Below are 12,711 nucleotides of genomic sequence, written 5' to 3' on the forward strand. Positions count from 1 at the left end.
CTCCACCCCCTCGCGCGATCCTCTCCCGCACGTCGTTTCGCGGCTCCCCCCTCGTCCCCGCCAGGTCAGACGTCCGTGACCGTCGCCTCGACGGGAGTGCCCACCTCGATGGTGCGGCTGACCGTGCAGAGCCGGTCGTGGGAGGTCTTGACCGCGCGGGGGAGGATCGCACGGGCACGGTCGGCGGACTCTCCGTCGCCGAACGCCACGGCGAAGGCGACCGCGAGGTCGGTCAGCCGGTTCCCCAGCTCGTCGGTGATCTTGTTGCCGGTCACCGTGACGGTGAACCGCTCGGGCTCCGCGTGCCGGGTCGTCGCCACGTCGACGTCCACCGCGGTACAGCCGCCGATGGCGGCGAGCAGCAGCTCGACGGGGGTGAACGAGTCGTCCCCCTCTGCCCCCGTGCCGAACGAGATGGTCCCACCCCGCGTGTTCGTCGCGGCGAACCGCCCGGCCCCGGTCCGCTCGACGGTGACGAGCCGCTGATCGTTGTCACTCATGGGTCCGAGCCTAAGGTCCCGGCGCCGGGAGCGCCTCAGGTCGCGACGGTCGGGAAAATCATTGGAAGGGTCCTTCGGGCGCCACCCATACTCCCCGCATGGAACCCGTGACCCTGAAGACCGAGCGGCTCGTCCTGAGGGCGTTCGTCGCCTCGGACGCGGACGCCGTGTACGCGGCCTGTCAGGACGCCGACATCCAGCACTACACGCCGGCGCCCACGCCGTACCGCCGCGAGGACGCGGAGAAGTACGTCGAGGACGTCGCGGCGCGGGGCTGGGCCGAGGACCGTGACCACATTCTCGGGGCGTTCCGTGCCGACACCGCGGCCCTGGTCGGGTCGTTCTGCCTGACGAGGCTCTTCGAGGGCGTCTACGAACTCGGCTACTGGGCGGACAAGGAGCAGCGCGGCAAGGGGTACGCGCTGGAAGCGGCGCGCGCCCTGTGCGACTGGGGCTTCGACGCACTCGACGCCCACCGGCTCGAATGGTGGGCGATGGTCGGGAACACCCCGTCGCGCGCGCTCGCCGAGCGCCTCGGCTTCACCGTCGAGGGAACGCTGCGCAACCGCAGCAAGGTCGACGGCGAACCGCACGACTGGTGGGTGGGCGGACTCCTGAAGCCCGGCGGCGCGGTCCCCACGCCCTGACCCGGCCGCCCGCGAGGTGCACTCTCACCTGCTGAAATGGCAGAGCTGACAATTGACAGACCCGGCGCCGGTGGTGAGGGTGGCTCCATGCCTGAGGGAAGCGAGCGGCCCGGCCTGCGCGACCGCGCCGGCGCATCCCTTCGGGGAGATCCGGGAGCAGGCGCGCGAGGGTCTGTCCCGGCAGTTCCAGCAGTCCGAGCAGCGCCTCACCGAACCCGTTTTGGAACGCCTCTCGGAGGGAGCGCCGGACGCCGACCCGCGGTCCGCCGTGATCGCCAACTGCGCGCTGCCGGCGCCCCGCGCCGTCCTGCGGACACTGCGGAACCGTCGTAGCGCCGGGATCCCCGCGCAACCCGACCGCCTGCTCCCGCGGGCGTTCACCTTCCTCTCCCTGATCGGAGCCACCAGCTCGTGAGCCATCGCCGTCGCGTCGTCATCACCGCGACATGCCTGACCGCCGCCGTCGCGGGAGCCGTCACCACCGACCTCGTCGTGGAGCACCAGGTGCGGGGCCGGGTCGCGGAGACCGCCGCGTGCCGTCTCGGTGCGACGCGGGGGGTGCAGGTCGACCTGGACGACACCCTCGCCGGACTCAAGGCGCTCACCGGCACGGTCGGCACCGTCCACGTCGGCGCCGAGGGGGTACGCCGCCAGGGCACCGACATGGACGTCGACGTGTACCTGCGTGGCGTGTCGACCGGCGGTTCCTCCGCCGGGGGAACCGCCACCGCGACCATCGCGTACGGGGCCCTCGACAAGACCGCCGACGCGAAGAGCACGGCCGGGGCGCAGGGACTGAAGACCGGGACGGACGGTACGCACCTCACGCTCAGCGGCACGGCGGGCGGCACCGGGATGCCCGTCACGGTCGTGACGAAACTGACCACCACGACGCACAGCCTCACGATCGCCCCCGCGACGGTCCGGATCCTCGGCCGTGACGTGCCGGTGTCGGCGCTCTCCGCGCTGCCGGGCGCGGGTCGGTTCGCGGACAAGCTGAAGCCGCGCACCGTCGACATCGAGAAGCTTCCCGACGGAGCCACGCTGACCGGCGCCCACGCCGGCGCCGACGGTCTCGTCCTGGACTTCAAGGTGGCGTCCGGAGGTCTCGAGGCGCAGGCCGGGAAGGCGTCGACGACGTCCGCCTGTGCCTCCGGCGGGGGCCGGATCGACGGCTGACCGCGGTCGCGCCGTGTGCCGGCCGCCGGAGTCCTCGGGACTCCGGCACCCTCCTGGCGGGGACAGGGGGTGTCCCCGGTTCAGGCGCGGACCGCGTCGTGGGCGATGAGGCTCCGGGCGCAGTCCACCACCGTCGTGCGGGCCGGACGGGGCTGCCAGCCGAGGAGGGTGCGCGCCTTCTCGGTGCTGTGGCGGTTGCGCCGGCCGAGGGCCGGGGTGATGTCCCGCAGCGACCGGTCCTTGAACCGGGCCACCAGGCGCACGACGAAGTCCGGGACGACCCGCGTGGACACCCGGCCGGCGGCCGCGCCGAGTTCCTCGCGCAGGGTCTGCGCCATCTCCGCCATCCAGACGAACTCCCCGGTGGCGAGGAAGCGTTGGCCCGCGGCCGCCGGGGACGTCATGGCCCGGATGTGCACGTCGACGAGATCGCGGACGTCGACGATCTCCAGTCCGATCCGCGGGATGCCGCGCATCTCGCCGGAGAGCATCCGCGCGACGATGCCGACGGAGCCGAGGTTCTCCGTCGTCAGGACCGGCCCGAACACGGCTCCGGGCAGCACGGTGGTCAGTTCGGTCGGACCGTCGTAGTCGTCCATGAAGTCCCAGGCCGCGCGCTCGGCGAGGGTCTTGGAGCGCCGGTAGGGGATCAGGGTCGGATCGTCCGGGTCGGTCCACAGCGTCTCGTCGGTCACGCCTTCGGTGGCGTACGACGAGGGGCTCGCGGCGTTCGCCGCCGACGTCATCACCACGCGCCGTACGCCGGCCGCGGTCGCCGCGCGCAGCACGCGCAGGGCCCCGTCGCGGGCGGGGGCGATCAGGGCGTCGGGATCGCTTCCGGAGGTGTTCCCGAGGGGGGAGGCGACGTGCAGGACGTGGTCGACGTCCTTCAGTGCCGCGTCCCAGCCCTCGTCGGAGGTGAGGTCCGCGACGGCGAAGGAGAGGCGCCCCGCGGGGTCGACGACGGTGGACACGGCGGCGGTGACGCTCTTCGCCCGCTCCGGATCCCGCACGGTCGTCCGTACGTCGTAGCCCCGTTCCAGGAGCTCGGCGACGCACCAGCCCGCGATGTAGCCGCTGCCCCCGGTGACCAGAACCAACTCGGCCATGACATGTCCTCCACGGTGTGGGCGGTGGTGTGGGAAAATGAAACGGAGGGCCCTCCGATACGAACAGGCTACCGGAGGGGCCTCCGCTTATCAATTCGTACGGGACGGACGGCCATCACTCGTGAACGCGCAGCACTCGAAGCCGACCCGGCGGGACGCGCTCGACAACCGGCAGCGGATCCTCGCCGTGGCCCGTGAGGCGCTGGCCGAGTCGAGCGGTACGTCCCTCACCGCCATCGCCAAACGGGCGGGCGTCGGCATCGGCACGCTGTACCGGCACTTCCCGACCCGGGAGGCGCTGATCGTCGAGTTGTACCGGCACGACATCCAGCACCTGATCGACCTCGCGCCCGCGCTCGCGGCGTCGCGGCCGCCGCTGGAGGCGCTGCGGGAGTGGTTCGACGAGGTCGCCCGGTACGGCCAGTTGAAGTACGGCGTCGCCGAGGTCATCCACGCCGCGGCGGGCGGCGGCCTCGACGACGAGTACTACGACCCCTTCCTGCGGGCCATCGCCGTACTGCTCGACGCGGGAGCCGCGGACGGCACCCTGAAGGAGGGGCTGGACCCCGAGGACGTCCTGTTGCAGCTCAGTGTGTTGTGGCGGCTCGATCCGGCGCGCGGCGGCGAGGTGCGGGCCGTGCGGATCCTCGACCTGATCGTCGACGGCCTGCGCCGGCCGCTTCCCGGAACGGCGGTCCGCGAGGCCTGACGGGCGGCTCCCGGGCGGCCGACTGCCGCCCGGAGTGCGGGAGATGGTGGCCGGAGCGTCAGCCGCGCCGGCTCATCCCGCGTGTTCGCTCACGTTCTGGACGACCGCCCGCAGTGAGGCGGGGGTGCGGTCGATGTGCTCGGCGAGAGTGCGTGAGGCGGTCGCGGCGTCCCGGGCGACGACCGCGTCGGCCCGCGCCCGATGCTCGCCGGCGACGTCACGGTCGTAGTCGTGGCCGACGGGCACGGACCGGCGGCGGTAGAGCGTCGCCGCGTCCCGGAGCGAGAGGGCGACCGAGAGCAGCCGGTCGTTGCCGCAGCCGTCGAGCAGGCTCCCTGGAGGCCTGGGACCCCGACGGCCGTGCCGTGCTCGACGAGATCGGGGAACTGGTCGTCACCCGCCCCCTGCCGTCCATGCCGCTCTTCTTCTGGGGCGACACCGACGGATCCCGGTACCGCGACGCCTACTTCGGGGCCTACCCGGGGGTGTGGCGGCACGGGGACTGGGTGACCCGCACGTCGCTGCCGAGGCGCACCTCGGGCCGGTCGGACTCCACGCTCAACCGGCACGGGGTGCGCCTCGGCAGCGCCGACGTCTACGCCGTGGTCGAAGAGCCGGCCTGCGTACGCGAGAGCCTCGTCATCGGGGCCGAACTCACCGACGGGGGCTACTGGTTGCCGCTGTTCGTCGTGATGGCGCCGGGACACGACCTCACCGATGCCGGCGCTCGGAGATCACCGCGGCGATCCGCACCCAGGCCTCGCCGCGGCCCGTCCCCGACGCGGTCATCGCCGTACCCGCGCTCCCCCACACCCGCACCGGCAAGGGGCTGGAGATCCCGGTCAAGCGGCTGATCCAGGGCGCCGATCCGAGCCGGGTCGCCGGCCGGGAGGCGGTGGACGACCCGGCGGCCCTCGCCTACGTCACCCGCTTCTCCCGGACCACGGCCGACGGTTCCTGATCAGTCGGCCGGGCGCTCGGACGCCAGCTGGCGCGAGATCGCCCGGGCGGTGGTGCGGACGGCGGGGACGTACGAGGCCGGGCCGGGGCCGGTACCGGGGACCACCACGGACAGCGCCGCGACCACGCCCTCCGCGTCCCGCACCGGCGCCGCCACGGTCAGCAACGGCCGTGGCGCGCTCTGGCTGCCGACGGCATAGTCACCCCGCCGGATCTCGGCGAGCGCCCGCCGCAGCTCGGCGGGTGTCCGCACCACGTCGTCCCCGGCGCCGCCCTCGAACGATCCGATCACCGCCTCTCGCACCTCGGCGGGCGCGTGGGCCAGCAGGACCAGACCGACCCCCGTGGTGGGCAGCGGCATCCGTCCGCCCACCCGGAACCGGACCGGGTCGGCGTCATGGGCGGAGAGCCGCTCCACCAGGAGGGCCTCCGCCTCGTCGCGCACGGCCAGCAGCACGTGCTGGCCGGTCACATGGAAGAGGTCCTCCATGAACGGCATGGCGACCGCGCGCAGCCCGTGCCCGCGAGGAGCGAGCGAGGCGATCTCCAGCAGCCGCAGCCCGACGACGTACCGCCCGTCGTCGAGCCGCTCCAGCGCGCCCACCTCGACGAGCTTGCGGGCCATGCGCAGGGCGCTGCTGCGCGGTGTTCCCGTCCGCCGGGCGAGTTCGGCGAGCGGCTGGGCGCGGTGCTCGGCGTCGAAGGAGCGCAGCAGCGTGAACGCCCGGTCGACGACCGCCTCACCGACCGGCGGCTTGCGCCCCCGCGTCGGCGCCCCGGTCGCCGGCGGTTCGCCCTTCGGACCCTCGCCCGGGCCCCGGGCCTCCTGTCCCGCCGCAGCGCGCCCCACCGCCGCGTGCCCGGCGGGCGTCGCCGCGCCACGCCCCGAGAGACCGGGGGAGTGATCCGCTGCTCGCACGGCATCTCCGTTCCATTCAGTGGCACATGCCCTGCCATTCGCTGGAACACCTGCTTAACGTGGAACCGGCCGGACGTCAACAGGGACGGCTCGCCGAGGGCCCGCCACACGCCAGTAAGGGAGCACCCGACATGACCCCACCGCCCACGACGGACGATGCTGCCCGGCGGCGCTCTGTCGTGCTGCTGCAGAACACGACGGTCGTCGACACCCGGGACGGAGCCCTCGCGCCCGGCACCGACGTGCTGATCCGCGGGGACCGGATCGTCGATGTGCGTCCGGGCATCACCGTCGCGGACGGACCCGATCCGGTCACCGTCGACGCCTGCGGCACGTACGTCGTCCCCGGCTACGCGGACATGCACGCCCACCCCCTCGGCCAACGTCCGCAGGAGGAGACGCGCGACCTCGAACTCCTGCTGGCCCACGGCGTGACGGGCTTCCGCCAGATGTCGGGCTCGCTCGCCCTGCTGGAGAGGCGCGCCTCGGGAACCCTCGCCTTCCCGGCCGCCTCGCCCGACCTCCTGGCGCTGCCCGGCCCGTTGCTGCTGACGCCCGTGAACGCCGCCACCGGCGAGCAGGCCGTGGCCGCGGTACGCGAACAACACGCGGCCGGCGCCGACTTCATCAAGGCGGCCATGGTCACCCCCGAGGTGTTCTTCGCCGCCCAGGCCGAGGCGCTGCGCCTGGGACTGCCCATCGTCGGACACCTGCCCGTCGGCATCGACGTTCCGAAGGCGTCCCGGATCGGCATGAAGTCCATCGAGCATCTCGGCCCGGGCGTCGGCCTGTTCGCGTGCTGCTCCACGGACGGCACGCACGTGCACGCGAACGCCGCCGGGCAGCCCCCGATGAAGGTGCCGCCGTTCAGGATCCCGTTCATGGAACGGGTGATGGAGCGCGTCGTCAAGAAGCTCGTCGTCAACCCGGTCAACCGCACCAAGCCGGCGGACATCGAGAACCTGCGGCTCGCGGTGCGCACCTTCGACGACGGACTGGCCGCCGCCCTGGCCGAGCGGTTCGTCGCCGACGGCACCTGGCAGGTGCCGACCCTGATCCGCGTCAAGACCCAGGAGCTGTGTGACGACCCGGCGTTCGCCGAGGATCCCGATCTGCGCTTCATGGGCGAGGCCACGGTCCGCGCCTGGAAGTCGGCGGCCCGGAAGTTCGCCGGTTTCCCGCCCGAGGCCCGCGACACCTTCCGCGCGGTCTACCGGCGCCAGCTGGAACTGACCAAGCTGTTCGACGACGCCGGGGTCCCGATGCTCGCCGGCAGCGACTGCTCCGGAGCGGCCTGGGTCGTACCGGGCGCCTCCCTGCACCACGAGTTCGACGAACTGGCCCGCGCCGGTCTCGCACCGCTGCGTGTCCTGCAGATGACCACCCTCCGCGCGGCGGAGTTCCTCGGCGCCACCGACACCATGGGGACCGTCGAGCCCGGCAAGCGCGCCGACCTCGTCCTCCTGGACGCCGACCCCGTGGAGAGCGTCGAGCATCTGCACCGCATCACCGGGGTGGTGCGCGCCGGACACCACTACGACAAGGCGGACCTGGACGCCCTCAAGGAGCGTGTCGCCGCCCGCGCCTGACCGGCCACGATCCGCCGGTTGCCCGGCCGCACCCCACCCGCGGCCCACCTCGCGCCGCTGTCACCGAACCGCGGAGCCGGCTCCTGAGCACCGGCCCGCCTCCCCCTGCCCCCGTCCTATTCCTCACCCCGCCGAACCGCGAAAGGACCCCCCATGCCGGAGACCACACCCCCGCTCGTCGACGCGCACGCCCACTTCCTGACCCCCGACTACGTGGCGGCCGCGCAGGCCGCCGGACACCTCCACCCCGACGGCATGCCGGGCTGGCCCGACTGGAGCGCGGAGGAGCACCTCCGCCTGATGGACCGCTGGGGCATCGGCACCTCGCTCCTGTCGATCTCCTCACCGGGGACCCACTTCGGCGACGACGCTGAGGCCCGCACCCTCACCCGCCACGTCAACGAGACGGGTGCCGCGATCCGCCGGAGGCACCCGGACCGCTTCGGCCACTTCGCCTCGCTGCCCCTGCCCGACGTGACGGGCGCCCTCGACGCGCTCGCCCACGCCATGGACGACCTGGGCGCCGACGGAGTGACGGTGGAGACGAACGCCCACGGCGTCTACCTCGGTGACGCGCGCTACGAGCCGCTGTACGCGGAACTCGACCGCAGGCGGACGCCCGTCTTCGTCCACCCCACCTCCCCGCCGCACGCCGAGGACCTCGCGCTCGGCCGGCCCCGCCCGATGCTGGAGTTCGTCTTCGACTCGGCCCGGACCGTGAGCGACCTGCTCTTCGCCGGCGTTCTCGCGCGGTATCCGAACATCCCGTGGATCATCACCCACGGCGGCGGCGCCCTGCCGTTGCTGGCCCGGCGGATGGAACTGTTCCGCGCGATGCTCCCCACCGGCCCCACGGACTCCGCCTCCGTACCCGACCGGCTCGGACGCCTCTGGTACGACCTGGCGGGCACCCCCTTCCCCGACCAGGCGCCGGCCCTGACGGCGGCCTTCGGCAGTGAGCGCGTGCTGTACGGCAGCGACTACTGCTGGACGCCGGCGTTCGGCGTGGACGCGCAGATCGCCTCCCTGACCGGGGCGGCGCAGCCCGCGGGCGACACCTGGCACGCCCTGACCACCCGAAACGCCCAGCGGCTCTTCCCCCGCCTGCGCCCCGCGGCCTCCGGGTGAGCCTCGGGCCAGGGACGCACGATGTCAGGTCCCGCCGTTGAGGTCGTTATCATCCGATAGAAGCGTTTTTAACCTTTTATCCTTGTGTGCTCCTCCTCCCGGGGTGGTCGATGTCCCGCAAAGCCCCGACGGACGACGACGACGAGCTGCTGGCCAGGCTCGGGTCGCTGACCGCCCAGGCGCGTGAACGCGCGGAGTTCCAGCGCTCGCAGGTGGAGCTGGCCATCGCGCTGCAACGCGGCATGCTTCCGGGAGACATGCCGTCCGCCCCGGGATTCGAGCTGGCCGTCCAGTACGCGCCCGCCTGCTACGGCCTCAACGTCGGCGGCGACTGGTACGACGCCTTCACACTCCCCGACGGACGCATCGGCCTGTCCATAGGTGACGTGCAGGGGCACAACATCGAGGCCGCGGCATTCATGGGCCAGGTCCGGGTCGGCCTGCGGGCCCTCGCCTCCGTGACCAGCCAGCCGGGGGCGCTGCTGGCCCGCACCAACGAGCTCATCCTGTCGCTCGGCGCCGATCTCTTCGCGACCTGCACCTTCATGCGGCTCGATCCCACCACCGGCCTGCTGGAGAGCGCCCGGGCCGGACACATACCGTGCGTCTGGGCCACGGCGGACGGAAAGTCCGGCATCACGGAGGACGAGGGCGGCCCGCCCCTCGGCATCGTCTCGGGGACGCAGTACCCGGTGACCCGGCACCGCCTCACCACCGGCGGCGTCTTCGTGCTGCTCACCGACGGGGTCGTCGAGGGGCCGTCGATGAGCGTCGACGAAGGCCTCGACCAGGTGGTCCGGCTCGCCGGCGTGGCCGCCGTGGCGGGCCTGTCGGCCGGATCGCTGGCCGCCGCCGTCATCAAGGGGGCCGAGCGCGTGGGCCACGAGGACGACGCGGCCGTCCTGGTCGTCGGCCACGACGGCCTGGGCGCCCACCTCTAGGGGGCCGGCCGGTCGCGTCGGTCCGGCGCACCCCGCCTTCCTCGTCCGGTCCGATCGGCAGACACCCCCGGCGCCGAACGGCCGCTCGCCTCGCCGAGAGGGCGGGGTAGGTGTCTGATGGCTCGTGTGGTGGGTACGCACGAGCTGCGCAGGCCGGCTGTCCTGGCGCTCCAGACGCTGGCGATCGCCGCCTGCTACTACGGAGCGGGGCGGCTCGGACTCGTGCGGCGGCTCTCCGTCGAGGGCGCGGTGTTCACCCCCATCTGGCCGCCCACCGGAGTGGCCGTCGCGGTCCTGCTGATCCTCGGGATCCGTTCCTGGCTCGGCATCGCCCTCGGTGCCCTCCTGGTCGTCCTGTCCCTCTCCTCGTTCTCCTCCATCACGCCGTCCGTGATCGGCATCGTCGCCGGCAACACACTCGCCCCCGTGTGCGCCTACCTCCTGCTGCGCAAGGTGCGCTTCCGCAACGATCTGGGTCGGCTGCGGGACGGTGTGGCGCTGGTCTTCCTCGCCGCCCTCGGCAGCATGACGATCAGCGCGACGGCGGGCGTCGGCCTCCTGATCGCCACGGGCAAGCTCGCCTCGGGCGACTTCTGGCCCGTCTGGCTCGCCTGGTGGGTGGGCGACGCGATGGGCGTTCTGATCATCACCCCGGTCCTGCTCATGGCCTACACCCTCCGCAGGCCGCTGAACCTGTCGCGATGGAAGGAGGCCGTGCTCCTGCTGGCCGCGGTCTGCGTCCTCGTGCCGTACGCCACCCGCAGCAGTCTCAGCCTGCTCTACCTCGTGTATCCCCTGCTGATCTGGGCTGCGCTGCGCTTCGAGCTGGCGGGCAGCATGGTGTGCGCCCTCTTCGCGTCGGTCCTGGCCACCATCGCCGCCACGGACCACGCCGGCCCCTTCGTGGACCTGAGCAACACCTCGGTCATGATCAAGCTGCAGGCGTTCAACGGGTCCATGGCCCTGACGGCCCTCCTGCTGTCCGCGGTGATCACCGAACAGCGCAACACGAGACGCTCCGTGGAACGGGCCTGCCAGGAACTGGTCCAGGTGCTGGAACACCTGACCGCCGGGAACCCGCCACCCCGTCCGCCGCCCCCGGACGACGACGACCGCCTGAAATGACCGCGGACGGGCCCCTCCCACGAAGACGACCGTGAGGCCACCGTGCCGCCGCGGACCCCGGTGGGGAAAGATGAGACCACAAGCGAAGAACCACCGATGTGGAGGTGCGGGCACATGCAGCACGAGCGAGCGGGCAAGCCGGCCGGCCCCGAGGACCTCGTCGACGTAGCCCGGTTGGTCACCGCGTACTACGCGCTCCACCCCGACCCGGCCGACCCCGGCCAGCGCGTCGCCTTCGGCACGTCCGGACACCGCGGATCGTCCCTGGCGACCGCGTTCAACGAGGACCACATCGCCGCGACGAGCCAGGCCATCTGCGAGTACCGCGACGGCCAGGGCACCGACGGCCCGCTCTTCCTGGGCATCGACAGCCACGCGCTCTCGGAGCCCGCGAAGGTCACCGCCCTGGAGGTGTTCGCGGCGCACGGCGTGACGGTCCTCCTCGACAGCGAGGACGGCTACACCCCCACCCCGGCGGTGTCGCACGCGATCCTCACCCACAACCGGGGCCGCACCACCGGCCTCGCGGACGGCGTCGTGGTCACGCCGTCGCACAATCCGCCGGGCGACGGCGGCTTCAAGTACAACCCGCCGAACGGCGGACCCGCGGGCTCCGAGGCGACCTCCTGGATCCAGGACCGCGCCAACGAACTGATCAGGGACGGCCTGAAGGACGTACGACGCGTCAGCTACACCCGCGCGCTGACCGCCCCGGGCACCGGGCGCTACGACTTCCTCGGCCAGTACGTGGCCGACCTGCCCAACGTGGTGGACCTGGACGCGATCCGCGACGCGGGTGTCCGGATCGGCGCCGACCCGCTCGGCGGCGCGTCGGTCGCGTACTGGGGACGCATCGCCGAGCAGCACCGGCTCGACCTGACCGTGGTCAACCCGACCACGGACCCGACCTGGCGTTTCATGACGCTGGACTGGGACGGCAAGATCCGCATGGACTGCTCGTCGCCGTACGCCATGGCTTCGCTCATCGCCCAGCGTGACCGCTACCAGATCGCCACGGGCAACGACGCCGACGCCGACCGCCACGGCATCGTCACGCCGGACGGCGGGCTCATGAACCCCAACCACTATCTCGCCACGGCCATCGGCTATCTGTACGCGCACCGGGACCGGTGGCCGGCCGGCACGGGGATCGGCAAGACGCTCGTGTCCTCCAGCATGATCGACCGGGTCGCCGCCGATCTCGGCCGCGAGCTGATCGAGGTGCCCGTCGGGTTCAAGTGGTTCGTGGACGGGCTGGTCGACGGCTCCATCGGGTTCGGCGGCGAGGAGTCGGCCGGCGCCTCCTTCCTGCGCCGCGACGGCTCGGTGTGGACCACCGACAAGGACGGGATCATCCTGGCCCTGCTCGCCTCCGAGATCACCGGGGTGACCGGGAAGACGCCCTCCGAGCACTACGCCGAGCTGACCGGGCGGTTCGGTGAGCCCGCCTACGAGCGCATCGACGCCCCCGCGAGCCGCGAGGAGAAGGCGCTCCTCGCCAAGCTGTCCCCGGCGCAGATCACCGCGGACACCCTCGCCGGCGAAGCCGTCACCGCGGTCCTCACCGAGGCGCCGGGCAACGGCGCGCCGATCGGCGGCATCAAGGTGACCACGGAGAACGCCTGGTTCGCGGCCCGCCCGTCGGGGACCGAGGACGTCTACAAGATCTACGCGGAGTCCTTCCGCGGGACCGACCACCTCCGGCAGGTGCAGGACGAGGCGAAGGCCGTGGTCTCGGCGGCTCTGTCCGGCTGAGTTCCGGTATCAGCGCGGTACGCAGGACCGGGGGCGTCCCACCGTGAGACGCGGTGTGACGCCTCCGGCTCCGTCCCGGTGGGCAAGGTCGGCAGGCCGAAGGGTCGCAGGCCGTGTCAGGGGCGGTCCTCGGCCCGTCGTCCGTGGCTG

Annotated in this window: 13 protein-coding genes and 1 pseudogene; 10 read left to right on the forward strand and 4 right to left on the reverse strand. The window is 72.6% G+C overall.

The window, feature by feature from the left end; translation table 11 throughout:
- Positions 1 to 65 precede the first annotated feature (65 nt).
- Positions 66 to 500, reverse strand: a complete 435-nt coding sequence (locus AB0C62_RS23830) for an OsmC family protein (RefSeq protein WP_362976201.1) — start codon at positions 498 to 500, stop codon at positions 66 to 68.
- 98 nt (positions 501 to 598) lie between these two features.
- Between AB0C62_RS23830 and AB0C62_RS23835 the strand changes: the two genes are divergently transcribed.
- The 3 genes from AB0C62_RS23835 to AB0C62_RS23845 all read left to right on the forward strand — a co-directional run bounded on the left by AB0C62_RS23835 (position 599) and on the right by AB0C62_RS23845 (position 2,326).
- Positions 599 to 1,147, forward strand: a complete 549-nt coding sequence (locus AB0C62_RS23835; protein ID WP_362976203.1) for a GNAT family protein — start codon at positions 599 to 601, stop codon at positions 1,145 to 1,147.
- A 79-nt stretch (positions 1,148 to 1,226) separates the two neighbouring features.
- Positions 1,227 to 1,562, forward strand: a complete 336-nt coding sequence (locus AB0C62_RS23840) for a hypothetical protein (protein WP_362976205.1) — start codon at positions 1,227 to 1,229, stop codon at positions 1,560 to 1,562.
- A complete protein-coding gene (locus tag AB0C62_RS23845; protein ID WP_362976207.1) occupies positions 1,559 to 2,326 on the forward strand; it encodes an LmeA family phospholipid-binding protein in 768 nt (255 codons plus the stop codon). Before AB0C62_RS23840 ends, AB0C62_RS23845 begins: the two co-directional genes overlap by 4 nt.
- Before the next feature lie 80 nt (positions 2,327 to 2,406).
- Here the strand turns inward: AB0C62_RS23845 and AB0C62_RS23850 are convergent, their stop codons facing one another.
- Positions 2,407 to 3,435 carry an NAD-dependent epimerase/dehydratase family protein gene (locus tag AB0C62_RS23850; RefSeq protein WP_362976209.1) on the reverse strand — a complete coding sequence of 343 codons (1,029 nt, stop codon included), beginning with the start codon at positions 3,433 to 3,435 and terminating at the stop codon, positions 2,407 to 2,409.
- A 121-nt stretch (positions 3,436 to 3,556) separates the two neighbouring features.
- Here AB0C62_RS23850 and AB0C62_RS23855 point away from each other — a divergent pair, with 121 nt between their 5' ends.
- Entirely contained in the window at positions 3,557 to 4,144 is a 588-nt protein-coding gene (locus tag AB0C62_RS23855) for a TetR/AcrR family transcriptional regulator (RefSeq protein ID WP_362976211.1), read from the forward strand.
- Between the two features lie 72 nt (positions 4,145 to 4,216).
- On the opposite strand, the gene AB0C62_RS23860 is transcribed toward AB0C62_RS23855, so the two are convergent.
- The gene (locus AB0C62_RS23860; protein ID WP_362976375.1) at positions 4,217 to 4,474 is read right to left on the reverse strand and encodes an FCD domain-containing protein; all 258 of its coding nucleotides are present in this window, start codon (positions 4,472 to 4,474) and stop codon (positions 4,217 to 4,219) included.
- Here AB0C62_RS23860 and AB0C62_RS23865 point away from each other — a divergent pair.
- Positions 4,474 to 5,105 (forward strand): annotated as a pseudogene (locus AB0C62_RS23865) (acetoacetate--CoA ligase); the annotation flags it as partial. The gene AB0C62_RS23860 and the pseudogene AB0C62_RS23865 overlap by 1 nt on opposite strands.
- Here AB0C62_RS23865 and AB0C62_RS23870 read toward each other — a convergent pair.
- On the reverse strand, positions 5,106 to 6,023 hold the full coding sequence (locus AB0C62_RS23870; RefSeq protein WP_362976213.1) for an IclR family transcriptional regulator: 918 nt from the start codon (positions 6,021 to 6,023) through the stop codon (positions 5,106 to 5,108).
- Between the two features lie 131 nt (positions 6,024 to 6,154).
- On the opposite strand from AB0C62_RS23870, the gene AB0C62_RS23875 reads away from it, so the two are divergent.
- The 5 genes from AB0C62_RS23875 to pgm all read left to right on the forward strand — a co-directional run bounded on the left by AB0C62_RS23875 (position 6,155) and on the right by pgm (position 12,561).
- Positions 6,155 to 7,612 (forward strand): amidohydrolase family protein, encoded by a 1,458-nt coding sequence (locus AB0C62_RS23875; RefSeq protein ID WP_362976215.1) that lies wholly within the window; start codon positions 6,155 to 6,157, stop codon positions 7,610 to 7,612.
- A gap of 153 nt (positions 7,613 to 7,765) precedes the next feature.
- The gene (locus AB0C62_RS23880; protein WP_362976217.1) at positions 7,766 to 8,740 is read left to right on the forward strand and encodes an amidohydrolase family protein; all 975 of its coding nucleotides are present in this window, start codon (positions 7,766 to 7,768) and stop codon (positions 8,738 to 8,740) included.
- 110 nt (positions 8,741 to 8,850) lie between these two features.
- Positions 8,851 to 9,681 carry a PP2C family protein-serine/threonine phosphatase gene (locus tag AB0C62_RS23885; RefSeq protein ID WP_362976219.1) on the forward strand — a complete coding sequence of 277 codons (831 nt, stop codon included), beginning with the start codon at positions 8,851 to 8,853 and terminating at the stop codon, positions 9,679 to 9,681.
- 117 nt (positions 9,682 to 9,798) lie between these two features.
- Entirely contained in the window at positions 9,799 to 10,806 is a 1,008-nt protein-coding gene (locus AB0C62_RS23890) for an MASE1 domain-containing protein (RefSeq protein ID WP_362976221.1), read from the forward strand.
- A 114-nt stretch (positions 10,807 to 10,920) separates the two neighbouring features.
- A complete protein-coding gene (pgm, locus tag AB0C62_RS23895) occupies positions 10,921 to 12,561 on the forward strand; it encodes a phosphoglucomutase (alpha-D-glucose-1,6-bisphosphate-dependent) (protein WP_362976223.1) in 1,641 nt (546 codons plus the stop codon).
- Positions 12,562 to 12,711 lie beyond the last annotated feature (150 nt).

It is taken from the genome of Streptomyces sp. NPDC048643, from assembly GCF_040650615.1.
GTDB lineage: Bacteria > Actinomycetota > Actinomycetes > Streptomycetales > Streptomycetaceae > Streptomyces.

What these genes read in the sequence shown, in the direction of transcription:
- AB0C62_RS23830 (WP_362976201.1), bottom strand. Translation starts at nt 500, where the DNA reads ATGAGTGACAACGATCAGCGGCTCGTCACCGTCGAGCGGACCGGGGCC.
- AB0C62_RS23835 (WP_362976203.1), top strand. Translation starts at nt 599, where the DNA reads ATGGAACCCGTGACCCTGAAGACCGAGCGGCTCGTCCTGAGGGCGTTC.
- AB0C62_RS23850 (WP_362976209.1), bottom strand. Translation starts at nt 3,435, where the DNA reads ATGGCCGAGTTGGTTCTGGTCACCGGGGGCAGCGGCTACATCGCGGGC.
- AB0C62_RS23875 (WP_362976215.1), top strand. Translation starts at nt 6,155, where the DNA reads ATGACCCCACCGCCCACGACGGACGATGCTGCCCGGCGGCGCTCTGTC.
- AB0C62_RS23880 (WP_362976217.1), top strand. Translation starts at nt 7,766, where the DNA reads ATGCCGGAGACCACACCCCCGCTCGTCGACGCGCACGCCCACTTCCTG.
- AB0C62_RS23885 (WP_362976219.1), top strand. Translation starts at nt 8,851, where the DNA reads ATGTCCCGCAAAGCCCCGACGGACGACGACGACGAGCTGCTGGCCAGG.
- AB0C62_RS23890 (WP_362976221.1), top strand. Translation starts at nt 9,799, where the DNA reads ATGGCTCGTGTGGTGGGTACGCACGAGCTGCGCAGGCCGGCTGTCCTG.
- pgm (WP_362976223.1), top strand. Translation starts at nt 10,921, where the DNA reads ATGCAGCACGAGCGAGCGGGCAAGCCGGCCGGCCCCGAGGACCTCGTC.